We start from the raw sequence: 25,508 nt of genomic DNA, 5'->3' as shown, positions 1-25,508 counted from the left end.
CTCATTCCCTTCCGAAAACTGATGGCCGGTCAATCATTGTTGCCGGTCCAAATCTTGACCTGTTGCTCAAGGTAGCTCTGGGTCGCTTTGAAAGCCGACACCCGCTTCTCCATCGCCGCATAATCGTTGACGAGGCGGTTCTTGAAGGTCGTCATGCGCCGCTCCATCGTCTCGCGCGCATCGGCCAGATCGTCGGCCTCTTTCCTCAACCGCTCATTGCTGTTGGTCAGCGGCCCGCCGAGCGCGAACAGCCTGTCCTTGATAGCGGCGAGAGCGCCGCCAAGCCCGGCGTCGATGGTAATCGTCGCTGCCACGACCGCGCCCTTGACCTGAAGGGTCAGTCCCACGGCGGGAGAACCCGAAGGGGCAACGAGGTAATCGCCCACGGCGCCGGCGGCGACGCCGTTGATCTTGCCGCTCGCATTGCCCCCGTTCACGCCGGGCACGACGTCGGTGATCGTATAGGTGCCGGGCTTCACCTTGCCCAATGCGCTTGAGATGACGAGATTTGGATTGCTGCTGAACTGCCCCGGATTGAACAATGCTTCGACTGCGTCGGGACTCTCCTTCAAGGCCCGTTCCAAGGAGGCTTCGTCGATCGCGACGCTTCCGTCGCGGTTGGTGCGGACGCCGATGTCGCCAAGCGTGCGGATGCCATTCTGGCTGCTGAGGATCGTCGTGGGCAATTGGGCGAGCTGACGCTGCATGTCGCGAATGCCGACATCCTGGCGGAGCGGCCCGGCGCCCTTTCCGGGCACGCCCGGTCCCGCCATATCCTTAAGAACAGTATTCAATTCGTTGAAAGCCGTGACGAAATCACTGACAGCCTGGCGAATAGCCGCGACCGGGCGCTGGGTACCGATGGTGACGGTCGTTCCGTCCACGGCCTTGACCAGGTCCAGTTGCATACCCGGGATAAGATCCGACACGCTGTTCCTGTCGCGCAGAACCTGCACGCCATCGAGGATGAGAACGGCATCTCGCGCTTCCTGCGCGCGCGTCAGGCCGCCACTCACATTGGGATCGTAAGCGAAGCGTTCGAGACCCGATGTCGTACCGCCCGGCACATCCAGCGTGAAGGCTTGAGCGGCGCCGGTCTGCCCTTTCAGCATCAACTGCACGCCGGTCGATCCCTTGACGAGCGAAGCGGTGACGCCGGCCTTCTTGTCGTTGATCGCCTTGGCAAGGCCTTCAAGGCTGTTATTGGCTGGTCCGATCGCGACTTGGGTCGCGACGCCGCCAATCCTCAACGTGAGCGTTCCTTCGCCTACCGGATCGGACGCATTGGCGAAAGGCGCGCCGACCAGGGTTTGCGCCTGGGCGAGGCGTTTCACCTCAAGCGTCGCGGAATAATCGCCAATACGGGAACCGGCCAGCGCCTTGGCGGAGAGAATGGAGGGATCGGAAACGGTCGGCTGGGTGAAAAGCGTTCCTCCGGAAATCAGGGAGGACAAGGCGCTGGAAAAAGAGGCGAGCGCGTTGGACGCTTCGCCGAGCGCGGAGATTTTCGCGGCATTCGCCTCTTCCCGCTTCTTGATGGCGGCTTCCTTGGGCGCGCGGCTGGCATTGTAAAGATCGTCGACCAGCTTCGCAGTGTCGATGCCGGACCCGGCGCCCAGCGCATATCCGATCGATGAAACCATTGGGCATTCCCCCTTGCTTTCCTTAGAACGGCAGCAAGGAAGATTGCTTTAGGCTTTATCCGGTCAAAATGTGGACGTTGGCGCGCGCGACGCCGGCCTGGGCGCACAGGGTGCGGGCCGGGTACGCCGCCATCCGCCCGACGAGGGAGAAAACCGTCTCCAAGGCGGCATTGTCCGGGGCGCTGCCTGTTGCGCTGATGTCGTCGGCCACGCCGGAAAGCCAGCCCTCCAGCGGCACGCCGCGCCGGTGGGCCCGTTCCCGAATAAGATCGATCTCGGCGATGGCGGCGGCAAGGTGATCGCGCAGGCTTCCTTCCTCCATCGTCGGAGACTGGCGCTTATCCAGTGCCTTGATGATCCGGCTGAGGCGCTGCGTACCCGCTTCGCCTTGAAAGGCACGCTGCAGCACCGCCTCGATCTGGTCCACCGCCCGATCGTGCGCCGTTCTGCCCGGCCTTTCCTCTTCCGTCTCTCGCATCCGTGGCCTGCTTTCACCCACCTCGCCGCAACCAAGAACGGCCGGGGGGAAAGAAACTTTAAGGCTGCGGACGTCCTTTTTCATCGAAACGCGCATTTTCCGGCACGTCGACCCGCGGCTGCGCGGCGCCGGACGCCAATGCCGCGTCGAGATTGAAGACGAAGGCGAGGATGGCGGCGACCGCCATATAAAGGTCTTCGCGGATCACCTGGCCCGTGCGCGCGGTGAAATAAAGCGCACGCGTGAGCTGCGGGTAGCTCAGCATCGGCACGTTCGCCTCACCCGCCATCTCGCGTATGGCTTGCGCCGTCTCTCCCTTCCCTTTCGCGACGATGAAGGGCGCGGGATCGACCCCGGGGCGGTAGCGAAGCGCGACGGCGAAATGAGTTGGATTGGTAAGCACGACCGTCGCGTCCTGCACGGCGGCACGGGCGGAATTGCGCACCATCTCATGCTGGCGGCGGCGCAGCGCGGCCTTCAGCTCGGGCGAGCCTTCGGTCTGTTTGTGCTCGTCCTTGATCTCCTGCTTGCTCATGCGCAGGCGGCCCATGCGCTGCATGATCTGGGCCGGCACATCGACCAATGCGATGAGCGCAAGCGCGAGGGCCATGATGAGGATGGCGAGGGTAAAGGTCCGTCCAACGTCGCCAAGCGCGGCATTGAGATCCTGCGCCGCAAGGCCCACCAAGGCGGTCGACTGATCGAGAAGCAGCCAAACCGCGACCGAACCCAGGAGAATGACCTTGGCGATCGACTTTACCAATTCGATCACGCCATGCATGCCGAACATGCGCTTGAGGCCGCTCATCGGATTGAGCTTGCTCGCCTTGAAGGCATAGGCTTTCGATCGGAAGCCCAGCGATCCGAGCGCGGCCGGCGTGCCGATTGCCGCGGCAATGGTAATGGCGAAAAGCAGAATGAGCGGAACCGCAACCATGCCGACGAGACGCAGCGCGATTTCCCCTGGCTGAAAATTGCGCAAGGCGGAGGCATCGAAGGTCAGCGCGTCGGCGAGCATGTCCTGAAGCGCGCCGAGCATCATCGGGCCCGCCATGGCGATCCAGATCGCGCCCCCGACGATCACGAGCGCGGTGCCAAGCTCCCGCGACTGGAGGACATCGCCTTTCTCAATCGCGTCCTTCCTGCGCTTCGGCGTCGGGGCTTCCGTTTTTTGGTCCTTATCGGCCTCCTCCGACATCAGGTGCCTCCAAGCGCGAGGCGGCGCGCTTCCTCAAGGCCCATCTGGATGGCGGCGAGAATCCCCTCCCCGATCACCGGTGCCGCTATGGCGAGTAGAACCAGACCGGCAAGCAAGGCGGCGGGCAGGCCGACCGCGAACAGGTTGAGCGCGGGCGCGGAGCGGGACAGCATGCCCATCACCACTTGGACGAGGATGATCGCGAAGCCCACCGGAAGCGCGATGGACAGACCCGCCGCGAACACCGTTCCGCCGAACAGGACGAGGCCGTTGATGCTTTCGGCGGGCATCCAGGCATTGCCGGGCGGCAACGCGCGGTAGCTTTCGACGATGATCGCCGCGAGCGCGAGATGGCCGCCGACGGCGAGAAACAGGAAGGTGCCGAGGATCGACAGGAACTGGCCGAGCGCGGGGCTGGACTGGCCGCTCGCCGGATCGATCATGGACGAAAAGCCGAGGCCCATGGCGTTGCTGATCGTTTCCCCCGCAACCAAGGCGGCCGCGAAGCCGATCTGGACTGCGAAGCCTAAAGCAAGGCCCGCCAATACCTCGCCAAGGACGAGCATGAAGCCTTCAATGGTCGCTAGACCGCCGTCCGGAAGCACGAAATTGACGGCCGAGAGCGACGGAATGCCGATCGCCAACGCGATGACGAGGCGCAATTGAACAGGCACGGACGGGGCGCTGAATACCGGCGCGGCGATGAAGGCGGCGCCGGGGCGGATCATGGCGACCATCCACAGCCACAGCTGCGTCTCGACGGCCGCGAAGCCCGCCGGCATCATCGCGTCAGATCGGGGATGCGCGCGAAAATGTCCTGGGTGAAATCCATCAGGAGCATCAGGATCGCGCTGCCGAAGAGAATAAGGCAGAGGCCGACGACGATCAATTTCGGCACGAAGGATAAGGTCGCCTCGTTGATCGACGTCGCCGCCTGGATCATGCCGAGGACGACGCCCGCGATCAGCGCCGGGATGAGGATGGGAGCGACCGCCAGCGAGACGACCCATAAGGCCTGCTGCGCGACGCCGATGAAATAGTCCGGGCTGTCGACGACCATCCTATCCCCCCGCGAAGGATGCGGCGAGCGAGCCCATGGTGAGCGCCCAACCGTCGACCAGCACGAACAGCAACAGCTTGAACGGCATCGAGATGATCGTCGGCGAAAGCATCATCATGCCGAGTGCCATCAGCGTCGATGCGACCACCAGATCAATGATGAGGAAGGGCAGGAAGATCAGGAAGCCGATCTGGAATGCGGTCTTCAGTTCGCTCGTTACGAAGGAGGGCAGGAGGATCGAGAAGGGAATGTCCTGCGGCCGTGCGAAGGGTTGCGCGTCGGCGAGATCCATGAACAGCTTCAAATCGGTCTCGCGTGTCTGGGTCAGCATGAAACCGTGAAGGGCGTTGCCCGATCGTGAAACAGCCTCCTCCACGCTGATGCTGCCTTGCCCGTAGGGCGTGTAGGCGGTCTCGTTAATCTCCGAAATCACCGGCCGCATCACGAAGATGGACAGGAACAGGGCAAGCCCGACAAGCACCTGGTTGGGCGGCGTCTGCTGAAGGCCGAGCGCCTGCCTGAGGATCGACAGGACGATGATGATGCGGGTGAAGCTCGTCATCATGAGGATAAGCGACGGCAGCACCGTCAACAGGCTCATCAAAACGAGGATCTGGAGGGAAAGCGAGAGCGGACGGCCGTCGCCGGAAATGGTTTGGACGGCGCGATCCAAGGCGCCCGGTTGGCCGCCTGCTTGCGCCAAAGCTGGAGACGCGACGGCGAATATAGCGAGGATCAGACCGTAAATAGCGCCTGCGCGGATGGCCCCCCTTGCCCTCACGTCAGTCGGCCTTTGCAGGATTGGCCGTTTCGGACAAAAGCTGAACCTGGCCGCGCGACACGGCGATCAACAGCTGCTTGTCGGCGAATTCGACCACCGCCAGCCGGCCGGTGGCGCCGAGCGGAATCGCGTCGATCAGCTTCACCGCGCGTTCGCGTTGGCCCATGGCGAGCCCGGGCTGCGCTTTCCGCCACAGCCAGAGGGCGCCGAAGGCCATCCCCGCCACCAAGGGAACGAGGAACAGCAGTTTCAGGATATAGGACAGCATCATCGGCGGCGTTCGAGCCCGGCGAGACGCGCTTCGGCCGCAATCACCTCGACGATGCGGATGCCGAAACGGTTATTGACGGTCACCACTTCGCCCTTGGCGATGAGGCGGCCGTTGACCATGATATCGAGCAGTTCGTGCGCCTGGCGGTCGAGCTCGACGACGCTGCCTTCTTGAAGGTCGAGGAGCTGCGAGAGTTTCAACGAGCTGCTGCCCACCTCCACCGACAAGCGGAGCGGGATGTCGGCGAGGAGGCCGTAATTGCGGCCGTTCAGCACCTTGTCTTCGGACCGGGAAGCGTCCTCAACACTTTCGTCCACATCGCTCATGGAGCGTAACTCCTCTCAACTTTTTCGATCCGGAGCGCGGCCCGCCCTTCCTGGTCGCCGATCGACCCGAAGGCGACAAGGCGGCCCGATACGAGAAGGGGAACCTGGGGCGGCAGACTGATCGGGATCACGTCGCCAGGTTCCAGCGCCAGCAACTCGGACATTGAAATAGACGGACGGGCCAGAACGCTGCGCGCCTGAAGCCGGACCTCGCTCAAAGCCGAGGCCATGCGTTCGCGCGCCGTCTTGCTGTTGTCGTCATGCACTTTCGACGAAAGCTCGTTCTCCACCGACCGCAGCGCGGACACCGGATAGAGAATGTCGATCTTCGCCGGGCGGCCCTGACCCAACGTCACCGTGAAGCGCGACACCGCCACCGGCTCGTCGCCGCGAACGAGACTGGCATAAGCCGTGTTCGTCTCACGCGACATGAGTTGGGGGGTTACCGTCATGACTTCGGACCAGACCTCCGTAAGCGTATTGATCAACGCTTCCGAAAGCCGCACCAGAAGCCGTTCTTCCGTAGCGGTGAACTCGTTAAATTTCCGTTCGTCATAATCGCCGGACCCGCCATAGAACATGTCGACAAGGCGGCTGATGAAGCTGGGTTCGAGAGAGACGAGAACCGCGCCCTTCAACGGCCGGAAGCGGTAGAGGCTGATGCTCGAAAATTCGGGCTGTTCAAGGCGCCAGCTTTCGAACCGGCGGACGGTGGTGCGTTCAGCCTCGACACCCGGCTTGTCGCGGGCGAAGGGTTCGATCACGTCGCGCAGGCGGCGCGCCATCCGGACGGACAAACGGTCCACCGCCGGCAGCATCGGCATAGGCGGGATCGTCTCGTTGCCGAACAGATAGGGGCGTGCGCCAGGTTCGGCCGCCTGTCCTTCCGACGCGGCATGTTCGTTGAGGCCGTCGATCATGGCGGCCACCTCGTCGCCGGACAAAGCGGCGGAAGAGGAAGGTGCGGTTTGGCTCATTGCATCACCAGACTTGTGAAATAGACGTCGTCGACGCCGCCAAAACCTTCCTTGGCCTTCAGCACGCCGTTGATCGATTTCTTGAGTTCAGCGCGCAGCTGGTCCTTGCCAGCCGGGGTCGCGAGCGCGAGCGAGTCTTGGTCGGACAGGTGAAGCAGGATCGCGGACCGGATCGCCATTTCATGCGCCTTGATATTTTCCAGAACGCGTTCGTCGTAATAGGTCGAGACCCCCAACCCCATCTGGATGAAACCGTCTGTATCGCGCAGATTCACAGTGAAGTTGTTCTCAAGCGGATAATAAGAGGCTTTGAATTTTTTTGGATCGGGCGACTTGTCGCCATGTTCCGATTGATATTTCGCGGCCTCCGCTTCCGAAGTTCCTTCGCGCGCGACGAGATGCGGCAGGTTGGGGTCGACCTTAGGCTTGGCGTGACCGCCCGTGCCCGGCAGCATGCCGCCCGCATAGAGGCCCGCCCCGACGCCGCCCCCGCCTATGCCTAGGACGAGAACCGTCAGCAGCAGGATCTTCTTCATCTTACCCGGCTTCTTGGCCGGCTTTTCGCTCTCGCTCATCTCATCATCCTCATGCGTAGCGGTCGGAGCCCGACGCCCCGGCGCGCTCCGAATTTTCGTCTGGGGGCGCATCGCGGCCAGCCGTCCTCACCAAGACGCGGCGCGCGGCCTCGCCTTCCTGATGGTGACGGGCATCGCTGGAGCCATGCTGGCTGCCCGTGCCGAGATCGACATGCGTTTCCATAATCCTCACGCCTTGGGCACGCGCTTCGCTCACCAGGCGCGGCTGCGCGTCCGCGACGATCGCGCGGGCCGTTTCGGTGTCGGCGGTCATCCTGACCGACATGCCTGCTTGGCTGCTGGCCACTTCCACCTTCAGGGTGCCGAGCGTTTCAGGATTGAGGCGGAAGCGTAAAATGCCTTCCTTGCCGCTTGTCTGCGCAATGTCCTTCGCCAATTGGTCGAGCCATTCGCTGTCCTTGGCGAGATCCAGATGTTGCTCGATCTCGATGTCTTGTCCGGGCGCAATGTCCGAAAAGCCAATCCTCAAGTCAGGAAGAGCGGCGGGCGCGGGGCCTTGCAAAGCGTCGAGCGGCGGCAGGGGAAGGGCGGCCAGGTTCTCGGGCTTAGGCGCCTGGGATAGCAATACGACCACCGGCTGCCGGGCCTTGCCGGTTCCGGTTTCCAGTGAGGGCGTCTCTTTCTCGTGCCCGCGCATATCAACCCGCGCTGAGGCCGGCGCCGTTTCGACCGCGACTTTGTCGAGCATCGGCCTGATTCCGGCTTTCACGTTCACCGGCATGTCTTCGGCGGCACATTTCAGGCCCTCAAGCTCGACCGCCACTTCAACAACTCGCGGGTCAGCCAAGCGTGTCTCCGCAGGCGAGACAGAGGCCGCGACTGGGGCATCGGAGCTTACATCCGGTTGTGAAGATCGGCTGCCTGGGGACACTGATACGAGGGTTTCCGCTGCCGGTGTGGCAACAACGCCGGGAACAGGCAGCGGCAAAGGGATCGCAAACAGACCCGCAAGCGCCAAGGCTTCCTCCGGGCTATCTTCTTTCTCCTCATTCTCGTTGCCTGAAAGGAGCGCTTCGTCCTGGTCCGGCGCCGAAAGCTCCGGCATGGCGGCGACCGGGCGGAAAGCGTCGGCCAAAGCCATTTCGGGCGAAAGCACAGCCGTCGAAAGAAGCTGGGTGAACAGATCGGGCTCGCCGCCCGCGGATAAGGGCTCCACGAGACGGTCGGCGGGCGCACCCGCGAGCTTGATGGTGGAATGGAGCGTCATCACATGCGATCTCCCTTTTTCGCGGCACGTCCGCGATGGCGGATGGATGCGGCGATCCGCCGTTCCTCCGCCGCTTCGTCTTCGGCGGCCGCTTTGGTCTTCAGCTTGTCCGCGCTTTCCTGCTGCAGACGCGCGGTGAGGCGCACCGCGTCCTTGGCTTCGACGGCGATGCGAGCGGCCTTGATCGTTCGCGCCAATCCTTCACCCGCTTTTTCGAGCCGCATCGCGAGTTCGCCAGTGCTGGCCATCGTCGCGCCGGAGGTCAGTCCCAGATGCGGTGCGAGCCCCGCTCGCAGCCGCGCAATCTGCCCGGCATTGAGTTCGAGCGCCTGCACTTTCCTTTGCGCTTGCGCGGCTTCGGCGGCGGCGAGATCGTGCTGAACATGACGAACGCGGGCGATGCGCGCGCGCTGGCGTGAAACCGGGCTCATTGTCCGAACCCTTCGATCAGCGCGGCTTTCGATTCGGCGAAAGCAATCCTTTCGCCCGGAGCCTGTTTGAGGAAAGCCAGTATGTCCTGCCGGCGCGCAATGGCATCATCGATCGTCGCATCTCCGCCCGGCTGATAGGCGCCCATCAGGATGAGGTCGCGATTTTCCTCATAAGCCGACCAGAGGCGGCGCAGCATCGCGGCAGCCGCCAAATGATCTGGCGTAACGCAATCCGGCATGACCCGCGAGAGCGAACGGCCGACATCGATGGCCGGATAGACGCCTTGCTCTCCAAGTGCGCGGGATAAGATGATGTGCCCATCGACAATGGCGCGGGCTGCGTCAACGATCGGATCGTTGGTGTCGTCGCCATCGGCCAGCACCGTGTAAAGCGCCGTGATCGACCCGCCGGAACGGGTGTCGGCGCCCGCCCGCTCGCAAAGACGCGGGATAAGGCCGAGCGCTGAAGGCGGATAGCCCTTGGCGGTCGGCGGCTCGCCCAACGACAGGCCGATTTCGCGCTGCGCATGGGCGACGCGGGTCAGGCTGTCGATGAGGAGCAGGACTTTCTTGCCCTGGGCGCGGAAATATTCGGCAATGGCCGTCGCGCGCATCGCCGCACGAAGACGGAGCAGCGGCGCGTGGTCGGCGGGAACCGCGACGACCACCGATTTTTGACGGATCTTGCCCGCCAATTTGGTGGCGAGAAAATCGCTGACTTCCCGGCTGCGCTCGCCGATCAGGCCGACGACTACAACATCGGCGTCAGCGCCCGCGATCATTTGGCCCATCAGCACGGATTTGCCGACGCCCGATCCGGCGATGATCGCGATGCGCTGGCCTATGCCGGCGGTCAAAAGAGCGTTCACCGCGCGAACGCCGATGTCGAAAGGTTCGGTCACGCGGCCCCGGTCGAGCGGATTGCTCTGCTGCCCGGCGAGCGGCCAGCGTTCCACCGTCGCGATGGGGCCCAGGCCGTCCAGAGGCGCGCCGAGCGCATCGACCACGCGGCCGAGCAGTCCGGGCCCGACATCGGCCATGTTGCCGCCCGCAAAAGGCTCGACCCGCGCCCCGCTCGCATGCGGCGCATCGCCATCGAGCGCCATGAGAAGCGTGCGATTGCCGCGAAAGCCTACCACTTCGGCGCGCGCTGATGCTCCATCCGCCGTGATGATGCGGGCGCCGGCGCCGATCGGCTGGTTGAAACCGGTGGCCTCCAGCATCAACCCATCATAAGCGGCGAGCTTGCCGATGCGCTGGGCGCGGCCGTCCGGAACCTGCACGCGGTCCAGCATGGCCTGGGCCTGCTCTGCGAGCGCGAGCGTCACTCCGCAGCTCCCATCTTATCGAGCGCGATGCGCAGGCGCTCGAGGCGTACGGCAGGGCCGTCCTCGATCCAGCCTTCACCGGTTTCGAGGAGCAACGTTCCGCGTTCCAACGACGGGTCCGGCACCATCGCCACGGAAAGGCGGGCGGGTTCGAGGAGCGTGAGATCGGCTGGGTGGAGGCGAAGACGCGCGGGATCGGTATCTTCGCCGATCATCGCGGCAACCCGCTCCGCACGCTGCATCAGGGTGTCGCGATCGATTTCGACCGAGCCGACGACCTGCCGCACCAAGCGCTCCACGGCCTCGGCCATCAACACGGCGAGCGCATTGGTCGGCTGCGGCTCGAGAACTTGCAGGTTCTCAGCAAGGCGCGCGACGGCATCGCGTTCGGCCGCCATCTCCATCTGCGCGGTTCTGCGGCCAGCCTCGAAGCCCTGGGCGAAGGCATCGGCCTCAATCGCTTCCATGTCGGGCCGGGCACCTTCATCCAAAGTGTCTTCGCCACCGCCGAACAGATTTGTTGTGATGGCATCGGACTGGAAGGAGGTCCACGGCGTGAACATCGGTGCTTTGTGCTCGATCGCGAAGCTGCCCACGCTCGCGGCGTCCGCCACGATGCCGTGACGCCAAACGTTAGACATAGTCGTTCCCGCTATCGAGGAGCATGATGGTTCCGGCGTCGGCGAGGCGTCGGGCGGTGGCGAGGACTTCTTTCTGGGCATCCTGTACTTCTGCTAGGCGGACCGGTCCGCGGGCTTCCATTTCATCCTTGATCGCGTCGGCGGCGCGGCTCGACATGCAGCCGAGAATCTTTTCCCGAAGGCGGGGCGTGGCGCCTTTGAGAGCCAGGACCAACGCATCATTCTCGATGTTGCGGAAAAGCGTGGACAGGCTCTTCTCGTCGATGGCGATCAGGTCGTCGAAGACGAACATCTCTTCCTCGATCGTCTGAGCCAAGCGCTTGTCCACCTTGTTCAGCGACCGGATGATGCGCTGGCCCGTACCCGGACGGAGGTTGTTCATGATCTTGGCGGCTTCACCCGCGCCGCCGCGCGCCGTCGCCGGCGTTGCCGAACGCGACACTTCGCCGACGAGGATGCGCTCGAGCTCCTCAAGCGCTTCGGCGGTCACGATTTCGAGGGTCGCGACGCGGTGGATGACATCGGGCTGGATTTCGGGCGGCAGAAGCTGAAGCACGTCGCCCGCGGCGGTCGGCTCGAGATGGGCGAGGACGAGGGCCGCGATCTGCGGATGCTCCTCCTTCACCAAAGTGGCGATGGTGCGTGCATCCATCCAGTGCAGCGCATCGAGGGCGCGGCTGCTGGTCGGCGGCGTGATGCGAGCGAGCATCGAATCCGCACGCGTGGGCCCAAGCGCATGCGTCATGACCGAACGCACACGGGTCGATGCGTCGAAGCCGAGCGTAGTGCGGGCTTTCGCCATCGTCATGAATTGCACCACGACGCTGTCGACCTGCGTTTCGGTGATGTCCGCAAGCTCGAACATCGCGCTGCCGACCTGCTGCACCTCGTCCGGGCTGAGACGAGTCAGAACTTCGGCGGCCTCCGTCTCTTCCAAGAGCATCAGCAGGATCGCGGCGGCCTCGCTCCCGCTTGCTGCACCCGCCGCGTCGATCGCGCCAAACTTAGCCATTTTTTTCAACTCCACCTTTGCCGTCCGTGCGAATGAGATCGCGGACGACGAGCGCGGCGCGGGTCGGATCCTGGCGCACGAAATTCCGGACCAGCTCCGCGCGCGCTTCATAAGTCTTGGCGGCCTCGATCATTTCGAGCGTTACCTTGGTTCCGGCATTTTCCCGTGCTTCAGCATTAAGGGCGGCGGCAATCTCGTTGCCGAGCGTCGCAGATCCGCGCGCCGGCAGAGCCGCGCGCTTCGCCATCGCGGCGCTGCCTTTTTTGAGCAGCGGTTTGCCGACGCCGAAGATGAAAAGGGCGGCAAGAGCGAGTGCGGTCAGATTGCGGGCGAGCAGCGAAACCCAGCTCGCTTCCCACCAAGATTGGCTGGCCTCCTCGACCGGCGCGAAGGCGCGCGAGGTCAGCGCGACCATGTCGCCACGTCCCTGGTCGAAGCCGATCGCACCCTTCACCAGATTTTCGATCGCGGCGAGTTCCTGCTGAGACAGCGGCTTGCCGCCTTCCGGCCGCTTGAGCGCGACTGCGACGGAAAGGCGCTTCACCTGGCCGCTTTGTTGCTTGGTATGGGAAACTTCGCGGCCGACCGCAAAGTTGCGGGAATAATTTTCGGTACGCCGTTCATTGGCGGTTGCCGCCTGTTGCGCGGCAGTATCCTTGACGCCAGGGGCGGGCGCCGCGACGGCGGCCGGCGGGGCCTGATTGGCGAGCGCGCCGGGAATGCCGGCCGCCGCCTGCCCGCCGGCTGACGTGGTGCCGTCGCTGCTCGTGCTGCCTTCTTCGGACCGCAAGGCACGGGATTCTTCCGGAAAGCCTTCGCGGGTCGCTTCCTTTTCGGAAAAGTCGACCTCGGCATGAACTTCGGCGGTGAAATTGTTGGCGCCGACGATCGGCGTCAGGAGCGAGGTCAACGCCTGGCGATAACGGTCCTCGATCTTGTCCTGCACGGCGACCTGCCGTTCCGAGGCCGCAAGGGCATCGCTGCCTCCGCTGCCCGACAGCAAGCGTCCATTCTGATCGACGACTGAAACGCCTTCGGGCGCTAGGCCAGGAACCGAGGAAGCGACGAGGTGGACGATCGCCTGAACCTGCGCATCGCCGAGCGCGCGCCCCGCAGCGAGCGTCAGCATCACCGAAGCGGCGGGGTCGGCGCGGTCACGCAGGAATACGCTCTGCTGCGCGACCGCCAGATGGACGCGCGCCGACTGGACCGCGTCGATTGCCTCTATAGTGCGAGCGAGGTCCATCTCGCGGGCTGAGCGCAACCGCTCCCCCTCCACCGCGCGGCTGGAGCCGAGCGGCATGTTGCTGATCAGCTCGTCGCCGCCGGGCGCGCTCTTCGGAAGCCCCTGCTGGGCAAGAAGCATCTTGGCCTGATGATAATCGTTTTCCGAGACGGTCAGCGCGCCTGTGCCGCTGTCAATCCGATATTCTATGCCCGCGGTTCCGAGCGCTTCGGCGACGGCGGCTTTGTCGGCATCGGGCAGGCCCTGGAAGAGATCGCGCGACGGCGGCGCGCTGAACGTCATCCAGAGCAAGGCGGCGAGGCCGAGCAAGGCGAGGATGCCGAGCGCGGGCAAGCTCTTCGCGACAGCCGGCTGTGCAGTGAAATTCTGCATGCGTTCAAAGATCGAGCCCATCTGTGCGCCGGGGCGCATCGTGGCGGCGGATGCGACGGAGCGGCCGGAAGCGGCGACGACGTCGTTCGAAGTGGCGGCGAGTTCGCTCATGTCAGACCGGCATGCTCATGATGTCTTTGTAGGCGGAGAGGAGCTTGTTCCTCACCTGAAGCGTGGCTTCGAAACCAACCGATGCCTGCTGGCGGGCAAGCATTACGGCGGCGATATCCGTTGTTTCACCGCGTTCGTAAGATTCGGTTACCGCGCTTGAATTTTCCTGCAGTTCGTTGACTTTGGCGAGCGCGCTTTGGAAAACGTCCCCGAAAGCGCCTGCTTTCTGGCTCTCCCCGGCGCCGCCCAGCGGGTTGGCGGAACCGATGCCGGCCGCCTTCTGGAGGGCGCTGCTTTGTTCGACGAACGCGGCGCGCATCGAAAGAACCCTGCTGCTGTCGATGGTCGGCATTGCCTATCTCCCCCCTTTACGCCGCCGCCGCCCGCATGTCGGCGAGCCGATAGCGTAGCGTCCGCTCGCTGATCCCCAGCCGCTCGGCGGCGCGTGAGCGGTGTCCGCCCGTGGCCGCGAGCGCGGCGCGAATGACGTCTTCCTGGGCCACCCGTCCGGCTTCGGCGAAGCGCGGCGAGGAAAAACCGGGGACCGGAGCCGCCTCGATCTGAAGATCGGCGGCTTCGATCCTGTTGCCCTCGCGGAGCAGGATCGCGCGCTGCAGGACATTTTCCAGCTCCCGGGCATTGCCCGGCCAGCTATGCGCCATCAGGCGGTCGAGCGCGGCCGCGGTCGGCCAAGGGAGCCCCGTCGCCGGGATATGGCGCAGGATCATCGCAGCCGCGATCGCGCGCACGTCGAGCCGGCGGCGGCTGAGCGGCTGCAGGTGAAGCGGCATGACATTGAGCCGCCAGTAGAGATCGGCGCGGAAGCGGCCTTCGGCAACGTCGGCTGCAAGGTCGCGATTGGCACAGGCAATAACGCGGACGTCGACCGTTTCGGGACGCACGGCGCCGACAGCGAGCACTTCCTTTTCCTGAAGGGCGCGCAACAGCTTCGCCTGAAGCGCCAGCGGTAATTCCGAAATCTCGTCGAGCAACAGGGTGCCGCTATCCGCCGCGCGGAACAGCCCCTCCCCGTCCGCGCTAGCGCCGGTAAAGCTGCCTTTGCGATGGCCGAACAGGATAGCTTCGATCATCGTCTCCGGGAGAGCGGCGCAATTGACCGCCACGAATGGGCCCTTGGCCCGTCTGGAGCTGGCATGGATGAAGCGGGCTAGCCCTTCCTTGCCGGTGCCGGTTTCGCCGAGCACGAGAACGGTCGCATCGCTCGCCGCGACCTTTTCGGCCAGTGCCAGCAGCCGCGCGCTCTCTGGTTCGCCGCAGGCCGGCCGCCAATGCTGGCGCATAAGCTCTGCGGCGAGCGCATGGCCGAAACTCATGTCCTCGAAGCCGAAACGGAGCAAAGATGGACGAGTGCCGTCGCCCAGGATCAGCGCCGGTTCGGCATCGGCATAGTCGAGGAGAAGATCGCCGCTCCGTGCGTGCGCTTGCTCCGATGCATCGAGGACGTAGGGTATATCGTCCTGCCGCGTCGCGGCTTCCGTCACCGTGCAGGCGATACCGGCGCCACCCAGCCACCTTTGCAGGAGTGGGTGCTTGGCAACGGTCTTTTCGCTCAATCCGATCATCGACAACCCCGAGTTTTGAGAAACGGCGAAGGTCTCCAGCGTCTCCCGGACTGTGTTTAAGCAAGGGGTGTGCCAGTTTATCGAAAAGCCCCGTTTTACCGGTGCCCGCAAACGCGCCCACGTGCGCGTCGGGAGGCCGACAGATCATCCGTCAGAAAGTCGACGCCGAAATTTTTCGATTAAAGTTCCCTGGAAGAGCACCGTTATCCCAATCGTGGCGACCCTCGCTTGATCCCGGGCCGCCGAATTTGAGCGGGAAAGGATACCCCAATGACTGCAATCAACACCAATTCTTCTGCGCTTCGGGCCCAGAATGCCAGCCGTCTGGCCAATCAGAGCCTGTCGACGGCGATGGAACGCCTGTCGACCGGCAAGCGCATCAACAGCGCGAAGGACGACGCCGCCGGCCTTGCGATTGCCAGCCGCATGACCAGCCAGGTTCGTGGCTTCGCTGTAGCCGTGCGCAATGCCAATGACGGCATTTCGCTTGCGCAAACCGCGGAAGGCGCGATGGGCGAAGTCACCAACATGCTGCAGCGCATGAAGGAGCTTGCGACCCAATCGGCCAACGGCACGCTGAAGGACAGCGACCGCGCTGCTCTCCAGTCCGAAGTCAATCAGCTGACCAAGGAAATCGCCAATATCGCGGAAACGACGACTTTCAACGGCGTCAAGTTGCTTGATGGGTCAACGAAATCCCTCAACCTTCAGACGGGCCTTAATGCGAGCGAAAAGACCGCGCTTTCGTTGGTCGATGCGACCACCGGCGAGCTTGGCCTTCAAGCGCAGGTCAAGGGCGGCGTGGTTACGGCAACGGCTCTGGTCGCTGGTGCTCTCACGGTGAACGGTGTAGACGTAGGCGCTGTTGCGGCCGACGCGAAGGCGATCGCCGCAGCTGTCGAAGCGGTAGCTGGCACGACGATGGTTCATGCCAAGGCCGAAAATTCCATGACGGCAGCGGTTGGGTCGATCACGGCCGGCACTTTGACCGTCGGAGGCGTCAGCGTGACGCTGACGGCTGCCGACAATGCGATCTCAATCGCTGGAAAGATCAACCTTTCCTCCGGCCCTTCGGGCAACATCGTCGCCAGCGTTGAGGATGACGGCCGCTTGAAGATCACGTCGAAGGACGGCAGCAACCTGGCTTTGAGCGGCGCTGCATCGGCCTCTTTCACCGCCGGTAAGGATGTTGCGGGCACCGCGCTCGCCAATATCACCGACACGGCTCGCGGCAAAATCACCCTGACCGCGGACTCCGGCGTGAACGTGGTCGTCGGCGGTACGGCCGAAGCCAACGCGGGCTTCGTCAACGATGCCAATGATGCGGGTATTTCCATCGCTTCGCAGGCATCTGCGTCGGCTGCCATGTCCCTGATCGATACGGCGCTCGATACGATCAGTGCTGGCCGTGGCAACCTCGGCGCCGTGCAGAACCGTCTTGAAGTCACCGTCAATAATCTGACCACGACCTCGACGAACCTCGAAGAAGCGCGCAGCCGCATCGAGGACGCCGACTTCTCGGCCGAGACGACCAACCTCGCCAAGGCACAGATCCTGAGCCAGGCTTCGCAGGCGATGCTTGCCCAGGCCAATCAGAGCGCCCAGGGCGTGATGAGCCTCCTCCGCTAAGCTATCCGGCTTGTGGGGGAAAGCCCCGGCGCGGTCTGACCGCGCCGGGGCTTTTCTCATTTATAAAAGGACTTGTGATGCGACGGCGCGGCGTGGATCTTAACTCCAGTCGCTGAGCGTTCCCCGCAAGCGATCAAGCGCGGACTTCTTGATCTGACAGACGCGGGCGGCACCGATGCCGAGGGTCTGTCCGATTTCCTCAAGGTTCAGCTCCTCGACGAAATAGAGCTGGAGAACCATCGCCTCACGTTCGGGGAGTTCACGAATGCCGTCGGCGATGGCTTGCTTCAGCCCTTCGCGCTCAAGCGCGTCATCAGCGCGATCTTCGACGTCGGCGAACCACAGAGACTGGTCGGAATAAACGTCGTCCAGGCTTTCGTGGCGAACGGTGATCGTCTCGTCGACCATCGAACGATAATCGGCGGCGGTAATGCTAAGCTCGGCAGCCATTTCCCCATCGCTCGGCGCACGGCCCAGCCGGTTTTCAAGCCGTTCCCGGGCGCCCGCCATTTCCCGGCGCTTCACCATGGCGGAACGGCAGATGGTGGCGTGCCGGCGGAGGTGGTCGATCATCGCACCGCGGATACGCATCTGCGCATAGGTCGCGAAGGCATGGCCGCGATCCTCATAGGCATTGGCCGCCTCGACGAGCGCGACCATGCCGATCTGGACGAGATCCTCCACGTCGATGGCGGTCGAGACGCGGCCGTGGACATGCCAGGCGATCTTGCGCACAAGGCCCATATGGGCGCGCGCCAGCGCTTCGGGCTGGGTGCGGGATGGCACGCGTTTATACGTGGTCGCCAATTCTTCCGGATCAACGAGCGCCATGAAGGGCCTCCATTCCAAAGAAGCGGTCGCCGCTTTCGCGCGGCTTGGGATCGAGTTCGGCCAAGGCATGAGCGATGAGGCCGAAGGCCTGCGCCGCCTGGCTGCGGGGAAAGGCTTCGATGCAGCATTGCTTCCTGAGCACCGCTTTCCGGACATGATCGTCGTTGGGCACGGAGCCCAGATAGAGCAGGTCGGTCGGCAAAAAACGGCTCACCACGTCGCGGAAATGGCGGAACAGCTCGCGCCCCCTGCCCTCGTCGTCCACCATGTTGGTGACGACGGCGAGCGACGTAATGCCGTGATCGAGCGCCAGCACTTTGGTCAGCGTATAGGCATCCATGAAAGCGGTCGGCTCACCCGACAGCACGATCGTCACAAGATCGGACATGGCGGTGAGGCGCAGCGCTTCGGGTGCGATGCCCGTGCCGGTGTCGAGCACCAGATAGTCGAGCGTCGAGGCATAAGGACGGAACACGTCGGCCAGCCGCCGCCGGTCGCTCCGGTCGAGATGGGCGGTGACGCCACTGCCGTTATGGCCGGGCACGATCTTCAACCCCGCGGGCCCTTCGATGATGATGTCGGAAAGGCCGCATTGCCGCGCGAGAACGTCGCCGACCGTCAGCGGCGCGTTGAGGCCGAGAAGGATGTTCGCATTGGCAAGCCCGATATCGGCGTCGACCAGCATGGTGGCCTTGCCAAGCCGCGCGAGGGCGACCGCCAGATTGACGCTGCAATTGGTCTTGCCGACCCCTCCCTTGCCGCTGGCGACCGCGACGATGCGGACTTTTCTGACGCTGTTCCACATCATTGAACGGCTTCCGGCAGCATCATTGGCTCCTTTGCGCCGCCAACGACGGCGACGACTTCAACGGATTTGCCGTCCGGAATCTCGAGGAAGGAGAGGACGCGCACATCGGGAATATGCGGGGCCAGCAAACGTGAAAGCGCCCGGCGCGCGACTGGCGATGTGACGACGACGAAGCGCCGCGCCTCGCCGAGCAAGGGCCCGGCCACCTCGCCCACCGCCTGGACCAGTTTCTGCGCAAGACCTGGCTCGATCGGATGATGGGCGTTCTGGCCGGTGCGCACCGCCTGGGCGAGCAGGGTTTCAAGCTCGGCATCCAGGGTAATGACGGGCAGCGGCATCTTGATCGGCACGATCGTCTGCACGATCAATGCGCCGATCCGCTGGCGGACCTTTTCGACGAGCTGAACCGGATCGGCTTCCTCGCGCGCCGCATCCGCCATCGCTTCGGAGATGCGGCGGAAATCCTTCAGCGGCACGCCTTCGGATAGCAAGGCACGGCACAAGGTCGCGATGGAAGCGAGCGGCAGAGGCTGAGGAGTGAGGCCGGTGACGAGCTGCGGCGCGACCTCCTTCAAAGCATCGAGCAGGTTCTGTGCTTCATCCATGCCGAAGAGTTCGGCCGCCTGCATTTGGACGACATGGTTGAGATGGGTCGCAACCACCGTTGCCGGATCGACAACCGTATAACCGGCAACGACGGCATCGGCGCGTCTGGCGGGCGCGATCCACACGGCGTCGAGGCCGAAGGTCGGATCCTTGACCTTGCGGCCGTCCACATCATGGAGGAGATCGCCGGAATCGAGCGCCAGCAGGTCTTCCGGCCAGATTTCGTCTTCGCCGCAAATGACGCCCGCGACGGTGATGCGATAAGTGTTGGGCCCAAGGGAAAGCTCGTCGCGAACCCGCACCAGCGGCACGACGAAGCCGAGTTCGCGCGAAAGCTGGCGGCGGATGCCGGTGATGCGCGCCATCAGCGGCGCGCCCTTGCGCTCGTCCACCAATCCGATGAGGCCGTAGCCGAGTTCGAGACCGAGAGCCGCGCCGTCGCTGACTTCGTCCCAGCCGATGGCGCTCGGCGACGGGGCCGTCGCAGCCTCCACCTCCGCCTTTTCTGCGGGCTTGGGCGCATTGTGAAGGCGCCAGGCAATATAGCCGGACACCGCCGCGGCGGACAGGATGATGAAATGCGGCATGCCGGGAAGTACGCCAAGGAAGAGGAGGATGGCGGCGACCGGCGTCCATGCTCGGGTCGAAGCGAACTGGCTGGTAATCTGACCGGACAGGTCGAGCGGCGAAGACACGCGCGTCACGACCGAAGCGGCGGCGACGGAAAGCAATAGCGCGGGCACCTGCGCGACGAGCGCGTCGCCGATCGCGAGCAGGATATAATTTTCCGCCGCCTCGCCCAGCGACAAGCCATGGCTGACCGTGCCGAGAATGAGGCCGCCGACGATGTTGATGACGAGGATCAGGACGCCCGCGACTGCGTCGCCCTTCACGAATTTCGACGCACCGTCCATCGAACCGTAGAAATCGGCCTCGGTCGCCACTTCCTGGCGGCGTGCCTTGGCTTCTTCCGGCGTCATCAGCCCGGCGTTCAAATCGGCGTCGATCGCCATCTGCTTGCCCGGCAGGGCGTCGAGCGTGAAGCGGGCGGATACTTCGGACACGCGCCCTGCGCCCTTGGTGATGACGACCATGTTGATGATCATCAGGATCGCGAAGACGAAGATGCCGACGGCATAATCGCCGCCGATCAGGAAGCTACCGAAGGCTTCGATGACATGGCCCGCCGCCGCACCGCCTTCATGGCCGTGGACGAGGACGACGCGGGTAGACGCCACGTTAAGCGCGAGGCGCAGCAGGGTGGCGAACAGAAGAACGGTTGGAAAAGACGAAAAATCGAGCGGCTTGGCGACGTTCAGCGCCACCATCAAAACCGCGAGCGAGATCATGATGTTCGTGACGAAGCCGATGTCGAGCAGGAAAGCCGGGATCGGCACGACCATCAGCATGACCAGCATCAACGTCGCGGCCGGCAGCACCGCGCCGCGGCCCGCGCTCAGCCACACGGCTTTCTTCACGCCCGCCGCGCTCATGCCTGACGTCCGATGTTCGAGAGCATTTCATAGGAGATGCGGGCGAATTCGGCGGAAGGGCGGGCGATCGGCCGGATACCGGTGTCGACTTGGCCTTCGCGGGCCGCACCGAAACGGCGGGGCGCGGCATCGGACGGCGGGAACGCTGTGCGTTGCGCGAACGCTTGAGCGGGCATCGGCCTTTCCGTCCCGTCGCCGAGCTTGGCGGCGAAATCAGCGCGGATTTCGGCAACGCTGCGGGCGCTGCCATCTTCACGATAGAAAATGGAGCGATTGGCCTTCGCGGCCTGGGGCAGGATCGCGGCAGCAGCCGTGGATGGATCGGCATCGAACGCGGTCAGGAATTGCTCCGCGCCCGCCGGCCCCAGGAAGTGCGCGAGATAGAGGTCGACGCTCTCGACCGGACGGCCGAGACGGGATTCGAGATGCGCGCGATTGCCGGCGGCATATTCGGCGGCCATAGCCGACGCCGCTTCGGGCTGATTGCGCAGGTCGAGGATCGCCGCGCGAGCGGCGCTATCGGCGACATAATAATGACCGTTGGAATGCTGACCGATGGCTTCCGCCGCCCAACCAAGGCCATGCTGGGCGCCATGATCCTTGACCGTGCCGAGCCAGGTCTGGTCGATGAACTGATAAAGGCCGGTGGCACTCGACGTGCGTGCTTTGGCGGTTGGGTTGAAGCCGCTTTCAATCCGGGCCTGGCTCATCAGATATCGGAAATCCACGCCGGTGCGCGCGGATGCCGCTGCGATCGCTTGGCCGACCCGATCGCCGGATGGGCGTTCTGCACTGGTCCTGAAATTCGTCGTCGGAAACATGACGTCCTCTGATGATGCCAGAGGACTTTAAGCAAAGACTATGCCAAACGGGGCATAGCGCGATTACGCCCTATCGTTTCCCGCTATAATGATGAACGGCCGGCCGGCCGCGCAACGCCGAGAGCGTTTCCAGGCGCTGGCGGGTCAGATCCGTCAGAAAATTGACGCGCATCATCGCGGCTTGGGCCAGCGACTGAATGCGAACGGCCCGATCGCGCAAATCTGGCTCGTCATGCCAGCCGCCCACGCCACGCGCCGCTTCGACCGTATGGCGCAAGGCTTCGATGCTTTGTTCCAGAGCGTCGATGTCATCGCCGTCGAGAGCGTGGACAAGCGCCTCCTGGCACTCCTCCAACTTCACGAGGGGGCAAGCGCTCACTGCGCCGCCTGCAGCGGAAGGTCGAGCGCGATCATCCGCTCGGCAATCTTGTCCGGATCGACCGGATAGCGCCCTTCGGCGATGGCAGCCTTCAACGCCGCGATCTTTTCCGCATTGACTGGCGGTCCGGCAGCCAAATCCGCGAGCAGATTGCCCGGTGCCGCAACAATGCCCTGGCCCGACCTGTCATTCGAAGCGGACTGGCTGCGGCTTACCTGCCCCCGCTGAAGGCCGATCTGGCCGACGCCTTTATTCCCCACACCGTCGATCATCATCTTATCCTTTCGAGGCTATGCTGCCTTCCTGGCCTCTATAACGGCGAAAGCTGAAATTTATTTAAATCCGGCGAGGGCGACCCGTCCGTCGGCCGTGACTTCGCCGATGATCGGACCTGCCTTGCGCTCCGAACGAATGCGGATGCGATCGCCGGGGGCGCCGTCTTGCTCGGCGACGCCCAGCGTGCTGACCGTGAAGGCGGCGCCCCGAACAGTGATCTCGACCTGATCGCCCTTGCGAACGATGGGATCGGCCTTGACGGTGCCCATCGACGCAGCAGCGCTCACGATTACCGGAACGCGGATACGCCAGCCGAGCGGCTCGCAGCGCAGGGTCGCCGCGCCGAGCGCGGGGGCGTCGACGGTGACCGGCGCCGGACAGGCGGCGAGTTTCAGCCTGCGGTCGAGAGGGCGGGCCGGGCCGCCCGCCTCGCCAATGCCCGCCCCCAAAGCGGCGATCACGCGCGCATCGAGCGCGTCCAAATCCTCGAAACCTTGCCCCCAGGCGGGAGCGGCCAGACATGCGGCAAGCAGGATCGTGCGTCGGAAAAGCGTCATCTGCGCCCCCTCTCGAAAAAGTTCGGGACTCGTAAAGCAATATATATGCCAGCTGCTCTCTAACGCGCGATGACGGTGATCTGCTGACCCGGCGGCGGCGGCGGCGAGCGCCTTTCGGGCGGCATGGAGATTTCAATATGTTCGGCCGGAACCCCGCCCTCCTTCACTACCCGTGCCACGGCGGCGGCGCGCGCGGCGGACAGCTCCCAGCCGTCGAAGCGGACCGCATCGGCGGATTTGCCGACGCTTTCGATCTGTACTCTGCGCCCCAGAATGGCCGCGCGCCGGCCGATGGCCGCGAAGCGCGATCGTCCGTCCCGCGTCAGACGAGCCTCCCCCTCTTCGAAGAAGAGATCCGCGGGCGCCTCGACGACCAGAACATCATCCGTCTCCTCCGATCCGAACGCTCCGCGCGTCGCCCGCGCGACCTCATGGATATCGGCCTTGCCGGTATAGAGGATGACGAAGAAACCCAGGAGAAGAAGGCAGAGATCGGCGAGACTCATCGCCCATCTGGGAATGCTGACCTGACTCATCCCCTTGCGCCGGAGCGCTTGGGCCAGGCTGCGAGCGGAGGGGTTTCTTCCGCGCGCGCCAAAGCTTCAAGGCGGGCGAACACCGCTTCCTGCCAGCGCCGTTCGGCGAGCGACAATTGCTCCAATCTGCCGGCAACCGGCACGGCAACAACGCTCGACAATATCAGACCGTAAAGCGTGGTCAGGAGGGCGATCGCCATGGCGGGGCCGAGCGTCGCGGGATCGTCCATCGCCGCGAACATCCCGATGAGGCCGAGAACCGTGCCGATCATTCCCATGGAAGGCGCCGCGTCCGCCGCCGATTTCCAGACATTGATGGCCGCATCATGGCGCAGCCCACGCTCTTCGATGTCCGCACGGGCCCAAGCTGCGAATTCGTCCGCCCGATGGCAATCCGCCAGCTTCACCGCGGCGCGGCGCACGAAAAGGCTGGAGGTGTCCACGCGGTCGGCAAGCGCGATGCCTTTGATGTCGCTGATCCGCTGGATCTGGCGCACCGCGCGCTCTGCCATAATCGCGTCGGCGGCCGGGCGGGCCTTCACCAGAGGCTTCAGCGCCCGGAATGCCGATTTGAATCCTTCAGCCGTCGATCGAAGCGCCGTTACCGCAATGGTGCCGCCTCCCACCAGAAGGAGGGATATTGGGTCTATCAGGCGTGCCACAATCTCGAACATCCTTCCCCCTCTCCGCTTTTGGCATGCACCCCGGCAAAAAATTGCCGCACCCCGGCAAGAAATTGCCGCTTCCATGCAGCCCTGGCTCCAGCGGCGCCTGATTTCACCCGGCCTCGCAATTTGGCACGGCTGTTGCATCAAGCGGACCGGCAGTCCTTCCATTCCGATAACGGCGGGCGGGACAATGACTTTAGAAGGTTTTTGAAATGGCAGGCTCAAACCCGCTTTTCGGAATACACGGCACGGCCTTGGCGCTCCGTTCGCAGCGGTTGTCGATGCTGGCATCCAATATCGCGAATGCGGCAACGCCGGGCTACAAGGCGCGGGACATCGATTTCGACAAGGCGATGGGCCTTGCCGCGCAAGGCCAGGGCCTCGACGGCGCAGCGGATGGCGCCATTTCCTATCGCGTGCCTGTCACGCAGTCGCTCGACGGGAACACCGTCGAATTGTCGACGGAGCAGACCCTCTTCGCGGAAAATGCGGTCCAGTACCGGACGACGCTCGCCTTCCTCGAAGGCCGCATCTCCACCGTCAAGCGCGCGTTGCGGGGAGAATAAGTCATGGCCGGTCCCATGAATGTCTTCGATATCGCCGGGCGCGCCATGTCGGCGCAACTCGTGCGGTTGAACACGACCGCGTCCAATCTTGCCAATGCCGGATCGGTTTCCGGCACCAAGGAAGGCGCCTTCCGCGCGTTGAAGCCGGTTTTTCAAAGTGTCGGCGACGCGCCCGGCATGGCGACGGTTTCCGTGCAGGATGTCGTGCAGGCGGGCACCGAGCCTACCAAGCGCCACGACCCCGGCCATCCTTTGGCGGACGAGAATGGCGATGTGTGGGAAGCCGGCGTCGACAGCGCCGCCGAGCTGGTCGAAATGATCGAAGCCGCCCGCCAATATCAGAACAATGTGCAGGTTTTGCAGACCGCAAAGACCCTTACCCTCGATACCTTGAGGCTCGGCCAATGACGACGATTACGGGAACCGCCGCACCCGCTGCGGCGCCAGGTGCAACCGGCGGGGCCAGCGCGACGCTCGACCAGAATGCCTTTTTGCGCCTGATGACCACGCAGCTGACCACGCAGGATCCCTTCGATCCGATGGACAATACGCAGATGGTCGCGCAGCTCGCGCAATTCTCGCAGGTGTCCGGCATCGCGTCGATGAGCCAGGCGCTGCAAAATCTCGCGCAGACGCTGACGGGCGGCCGCCTTTCCGACGCCGCGGGCTGGATCGGCCGGTCGATGCTGGTTCTGTCCGATCACGCCGCCCCGCTCGGCGATGGCAGCTATTCGGGCGAGGTTCATCTCGCCGAAGCGTCCGATGATGTGACGGTGAACTTCGTCGACGATACCGGCGCGGTCGTCCACAGCCAGCAGATGGGGGCGAAGGACAAGGGCTCCTTCGCCTATCAATGGGACGGCAAGAATGAAGCGGGCCAGGCCGTTCCCGGCCCCTTGAAGGTCGTCGTCACCGCCAATGATGCGGACGGCAAGCCCATCCAAACCGCCAATGCCAGCTGGACCCGCGTCCACAGCATCCAATCGCCCGCCAGCGGCGGCACCGCAGGCCTGTTGACCGGCCTCGGCACCCTTTCACCCGACGATGCGATCCGCCTCGCCTGACTTTCAAGACACG

General features: G+C 64.1%; 30 protein-coding genes and 2 pseudogenes. 5 read left to right on the top strand and 27 right to left on the bottom strand.

Translation table 11 applies throughout. The annotated features are described in order from the left end of the window. Positions 1 to 29 precede the first annotated feature (29 nt). Genes fliD through IC614_RS01680 form a run of 18 tightly spaced genes read right to left on the bottom strand, consistent with a single transcriptional unit; the run spans position 30 to position 15,267 of the window. Entirely contained in the window at positions 30 to 1,643 is a 1,614-nt protein-coding gene (gene fliD, locus IC614_RS01765) for a flagellar filament capping protein FliD (protein WP_226372690.1), read from the bottom strand. A 55-nt stretch (positions 1,644 to 1,698) separates the two neighbouring features. Continuing rightward, the gene (locus tag IC614_RS01760; protein WP_200972039.1) at positions 1,699 to 2,121 is read right to left on the bottom strand and encodes a hypothetical protein; all 423 of its coding nucleotides are present in this window, start codon (positions 2,119 to 2,121) and stop codon (positions 1,699 to 1,701) included. A 58-nt stretch (positions 2,122 to 2,179) separates the two neighbouring features. Then, positions 2,180 to 3,319, bottom strand: coding sequence for a flagellar type III secretion system protein FlhB (flhB, locus tag IC614_RS01755; protein WP_200972038.1), 1,140 nt, complete (start codon positions 3,317 to 3,319; stop codon positions 2,180 to 2,182). Beyond that, positions 3,319 to 4,104 (bottom strand): flagellar biosynthetic protein FliR, encoded by a 786-nt coding sequence (gene fliR, locus IC614_RS01750; RefSeq protein ID WP_200972037.1) that lies wholly within the window; start codon positions 4,102 to 4,104, stop codon positions 3,319 to 3,321. Before fliR ends, flhB begins: the two co-directional genes overlap by 1 nt. Beyond that, on the bottom strand, positions 4,101 to 4,379 hold the full coding sequence (fliQ, locus tag IC614_RS01745; RefSeq protein ID WP_200972036.1) for a flagellar biosynthesis protein FliQ: 279 nt from the start codon (positions 4,377 to 4,379) through the stop codon (positions 4,101 to 4,103). Before fliQ ends, fliR begins: the two co-directional genes overlap by 4 nt. Before the next feature lies 1 nt (position 4,380). Beyond that, a complete protein-coding gene (gene fliP, locus IC614_RS01740) occupies positions 4,381 to 5,142 on the bottom strand; it encodes a flagellar type III secretion system pore protein FliP (protein ID WP_404829147.1) in 762 nt (253 codons plus the stop codon). 19 nt (positions 5,143 to 5,161) lie between these two features. After that, the gene (locus tag IC614_RS01735) at positions 5,162 to 5,431 is read right to left on the bottom strand and encodes a FliO/MopB family protein (RefSeq protein ID WP_200972034.1); all 270 of its coding nucleotides are present in this window, start codon (positions 5,429 to 5,431) and stop codon (positions 5,162 to 5,164) included. Beyond that, positions 5,428 to 5,757, bottom strand: coding sequence for a flagellar motor switch protein FliN (gene fliN / locus IC614_RS01730; protein WP_200972033.1), 330 nt, complete (start codon positions 5,755 to 5,757; stop codon positions 5,428 to 5,430). The genes IC614_RS01735 and fliN overlap by 4 nt, the downstream gene beginning before the upstream one ends. Beyond that, positions 5,754 to 6,734, bottom strand: coding sequence for a flagellar motor switch protein FliM (locus tag IC614_RS01725; RefSeq protein ID WP_200972032.1), 981 nt, complete (start codon positions 6,732 to 6,734; stop codon positions 5,754 to 5,756). Before IC614_RS01725 ends, fliN begins: the two co-directional genes overlap by 4 nt. Next, entirely contained in the window at positions 6,731 to 7,309 is a 579-nt protein-coding gene (locus IC614_RS01720; RefSeq protein WP_200972031.1) for a flagellar basal body-associated FliL family protein, read from the bottom strand. The genes IC614_RS01725 and IC614_RS01720 overlap by 4 nt, the downstream gene beginning before the upstream one ends. 10 nt (positions 7,310 to 7,319) lie before the next feature. Next, entirely contained in the window at positions 7,320 to 8,537 is a 1,218-nt protein-coding gene (locus IC614_RS01715; RefSeq protein WP_207791135.1) for a flagellar hook-length control protein FliK, read from the bottom strand. Further along, positions 8,537 to 8,968 (bottom strand): hypothetical protein, encoded by a 432-nt coding sequence (locus IC614_RS01710; RefSeq protein ID WP_200972029.1) that lies wholly within the window; start codon positions 8,966 to 8,968, stop codon positions 8,537 to 8,539. The genes IC614_RS01715 and IC614_RS01710 overlap by 1 nt, the downstream gene beginning before the upstream one ends. Next, positions 8,965 to 10,263 (bottom strand): FliI/YscN family ATPase, encoded by a 1,299-nt coding sequence (locus tag IC614_RS01705; RefSeq protein WP_200973051.1) that lies wholly within the window; start codon positions 10,261 to 10,263, stop codon positions 8,965 to 8,967. The genes IC614_RS01710 and IC614_RS01705 overlap by 4 nt, the downstream gene beginning before the upstream one ends. 29 nt (positions 10,264 to 10,292) lie before the next feature. After that, a complete protein-coding gene (locus tag IC614_RS01700) occupies positions 10,293 to 10,937 on the bottom strand; it encodes a FliH/SctL family protein (RefSeq protein WP_200972028.1) in 645 nt (214 codons plus the stop codon). Beyond that, positions 10,930 to 11,949, bottom strand: coding sequence for a flagellar motor switch protein FliG (gene fliG / locus IC614_RS01695; RefSeq protein WP_200972027.1), 1,020 nt, complete (start codon positions 11,947 to 11,949; stop codon positions 10,930 to 10,932). The genes IC614_RS01700 and fliG overlap by 8 nt, the downstream gene beginning before the upstream one ends. Then, positions 11,942 to 13,678: a flagellar basal-body MS-ring/collar protein FliF gene (gene fliF / locus IC614_RS01690; protein WP_200972026.1), complete on the bottom strand. Its 1,737-nt coding sequence runs from the start codon at positions 13,676 to 13,678 to the stop codon at positions 11,942 to 11,944. The genes fliG and fliF overlap by 8 nt, the downstream gene beginning before the upstream one ends. A gap of 1 nt (position 13,679) precedes the next feature. Then, positions 13,680 to 14,030 (bottom strand): flagellar hook-basal body complex protein FliE, encoded by a 351-nt coding sequence (gene fliE, locus IC614_RS01685; RefSeq protein ID WP_200972025.1) that lies wholly within the window; start codon positions 14,028 to 14,030, stop codon positions 13,680 to 13,682. Positions 14,031 to 14,046: 16 nt separating this feature from the next. Next, the gene (locus IC614_RS01680) at positions 14,047 to 15,267 is read right to left on the bottom strand and encodes a sigma-54 interaction domain-containing protein (RefSeq protein ID WP_226372688.1); all 1,221 of its coding nucleotides are present in this window, start codon (positions 15,265 to 15,267) and stop codon (positions 14,047 to 14,049) included. A 264-nt stretch (positions 15,268 to 15,531) separates the two neighbouring features. Between IC614_RS01680 and IC614_RS12465 the strand changes: the two are divergent. Continuing rightward, positions 15,532 to 15,939: pseudogene (locus tag IC614_RS12465) on the top strand (flagellin N-terminal helical domain-containing protein); the annotation flags it as partial. A 690-nt stretch (positions 15,940 to 16,629) separates the two neighbouring features. Further along, positions 16,630 to 16,890: pseudogene (locus IC614_RS12460) on the top strand (flagellin); the annotation flags it as partial. A gap of 99 nt (positions 16,891 to 16,989) precedes the next feature. On the opposite strand, the gene IC614_RS01670 reads toward IC614_RS12460, so the two are convergent. The 9 genes from IC614_RS01670 to IC614_RS01630 all read right to left on the bottom strand — a co-directional run bounded on the left by IC614_RS01670 (position 16,990) and on the right by IC614_RS01630 (position 23,871). Beyond that, positions 16,990 to 17,721, bottom strand: coding sequence for a sigma-70 family RNA polymerase sigma factor (locus tag IC614_RS01670; RefSeq protein WP_200972022.1), 732 nt, complete (start codon positions 17,719 to 17,721; stop codon positions 16,990 to 16,992). Then, entirely contained in the window at positions 17,708 to 18,529 is an 822-nt protein-coding gene (locus IC614_RS01665) for a MinD/ParA family protein (protein ID WP_200972021.1), read from the bottom strand. The genes IC614_RS01670 and IC614_RS01665 overlap by 14 nt, the downstream gene beginning before the upstream one ends. Beyond that, positions 18,526 to 20,628, bottom strand: a complete 2,103-nt coding sequence (flhA, locus tag IC614_RS01660) for a flagellar biosynthesis protein FlhA (protein ID WP_200972020.1) — start codon at positions 20,626 to 20,628, stop codon at positions 18,526 to 18,528. The genes IC614_RS01665 and flhA overlap by 4 nt, the downstream gene beginning before the upstream one ends. After that, complete coding sequence (locus IC614_RS01655; protein ID WP_200972019.1) at positions 20,625 to 21,449, bottom strand: transglycosylase SLT domain-containing protein; 825 nt, start codon at positions 21,447 to 21,449, stop codon at positions 20,625 to 20,627. Before IC614_RS01655 ends, flhA begins: the two co-directional genes overlap by 4 nt. A gap of 70 nt (positions 21,450 to 21,519) precedes the next feature. After that, complete coding sequence (locus tag IC614_RS01650; RefSeq protein WP_207791134.1) at positions 21,520 to 21,828, bottom strand: hypothetical protein; 309 nt, start codon at positions 21,826 to 21,828, stop codon at positions 21,520 to 21,522. After that, positions 21,825 to 22,103, bottom strand: coding sequence for a flagellar biosynthesis anti-sigma factor FlgM (gene flgM, locus IC614_RS01645; protein WP_200972017.1), 279 nt, complete (start codon positions 22,101 to 22,103; stop codon positions 21,825 to 21,827). Before flgM ends, IC614_RS01650 begins: the two co-directional genes overlap by 4 nt. Before the next feature lie 57 nt (positions 22,104 to 22,160). Then, the gene (locus IC614_RS01640; protein ID WP_200972016.1) at positions 22,161 to 22,661 is read right to left on the bottom strand and encodes a flagella basal body P-ring formation protein FlgA; all 501 of its coding nucleotides are present in this window, start codon (positions 22,659 to 22,661) and stop codon (positions 22,161 to 22,163) included. A 59-nt stretch (positions 22,662 to 22,720) separates the two neighbouring features. Then, positions 22,721 to 23,197, bottom strand: coding sequence for an OmpA family protein (locus tag IC614_RS01635; protein ID WP_207791133.1), 477 nt, complete (start codon positions 23,195 to 23,197; stop codon positions 22,721 to 22,723). Next, on the bottom strand, positions 23,194 to 23,871 hold the full coding sequence (locus tag IC614_RS01630; RefSeq protein ID WP_200973050.1) for a motility protein A: 678 nt from the start codon (positions 23,869 to 23,871) through the stop codon (positions 23,194 to 23,196). The genes IC614_RS01635 and IC614_RS01630 overlap by 4 nt, the downstream gene beginning before the upstream one ends. 206 nt (positions 23,872 to 24,077) lie before the next feature. Here IC614_RS01630 and IC614_RS01625 point away from each other — a divergent pair, with 206 nt between their 5' ends. Genes IC614_RS01625 through IC614_RS01615 form a run of 3 tightly spaced genes read left to right on the top strand, consistent with a single transcriptional unit; the run spans position 24,078 to position 25,495 of the window. Continuing rightward, positions 24,078 to 24,431: a flagellar basal body rod protein FlgB gene (locus tag IC614_RS01625; RefSeq protein ID WP_200972014.1), complete on the top strand. Its 354-nt coding sequence runs from the start codon at positions 24,078 to 24,080 to the stop codon at positions 24,429 to 24,431. 3 nt (positions 24,432 to 24,434) lie between these two features. Next, the gene (gene flgC / locus IC614_RS01620; protein WP_200972013.1) at positions 24,435 to 24,839 is read left to right on the top strand and encodes a flagellar basal body rod protein FlgC; all 405 of its coding nucleotides are present in this window, start codon (positions 24,435 to 24,437) and stop codon (positions 24,837 to 24,839) included. Beyond that, positions 24,836 to 25,495, top strand: coding sequence for a flagellar hook assembly protein FlgD (locus tag IC614_RS01615; RefSeq protein ID WP_200972012.1), 660 nt, complete (start codon positions 24,836 to 24,838; stop codon positions 25,493 to 25,495). Before flgC ends, IC614_RS01615 begins: the two co-directional genes overlap by 4 nt. The last annotated feature ends 13 nt before the right edge of the window (positions 25,496 to 25,508 follow it).

Source organism: Sphingosinicella flava (assembly GCF_016025255.1).
GTDB classification, from domain to species: domain Bacteria; phylum Pseudomonadota; class Alphaproteobacteria; order Sphingomonadales; family Sphingomonadaceae; genus Allosphingosinicella; species Allosphingosinicella flava.
Note: the sequence above shows the minus strand (reverse complement) of the source record. Positions and strands in the feature narration are given on the sequence as shown.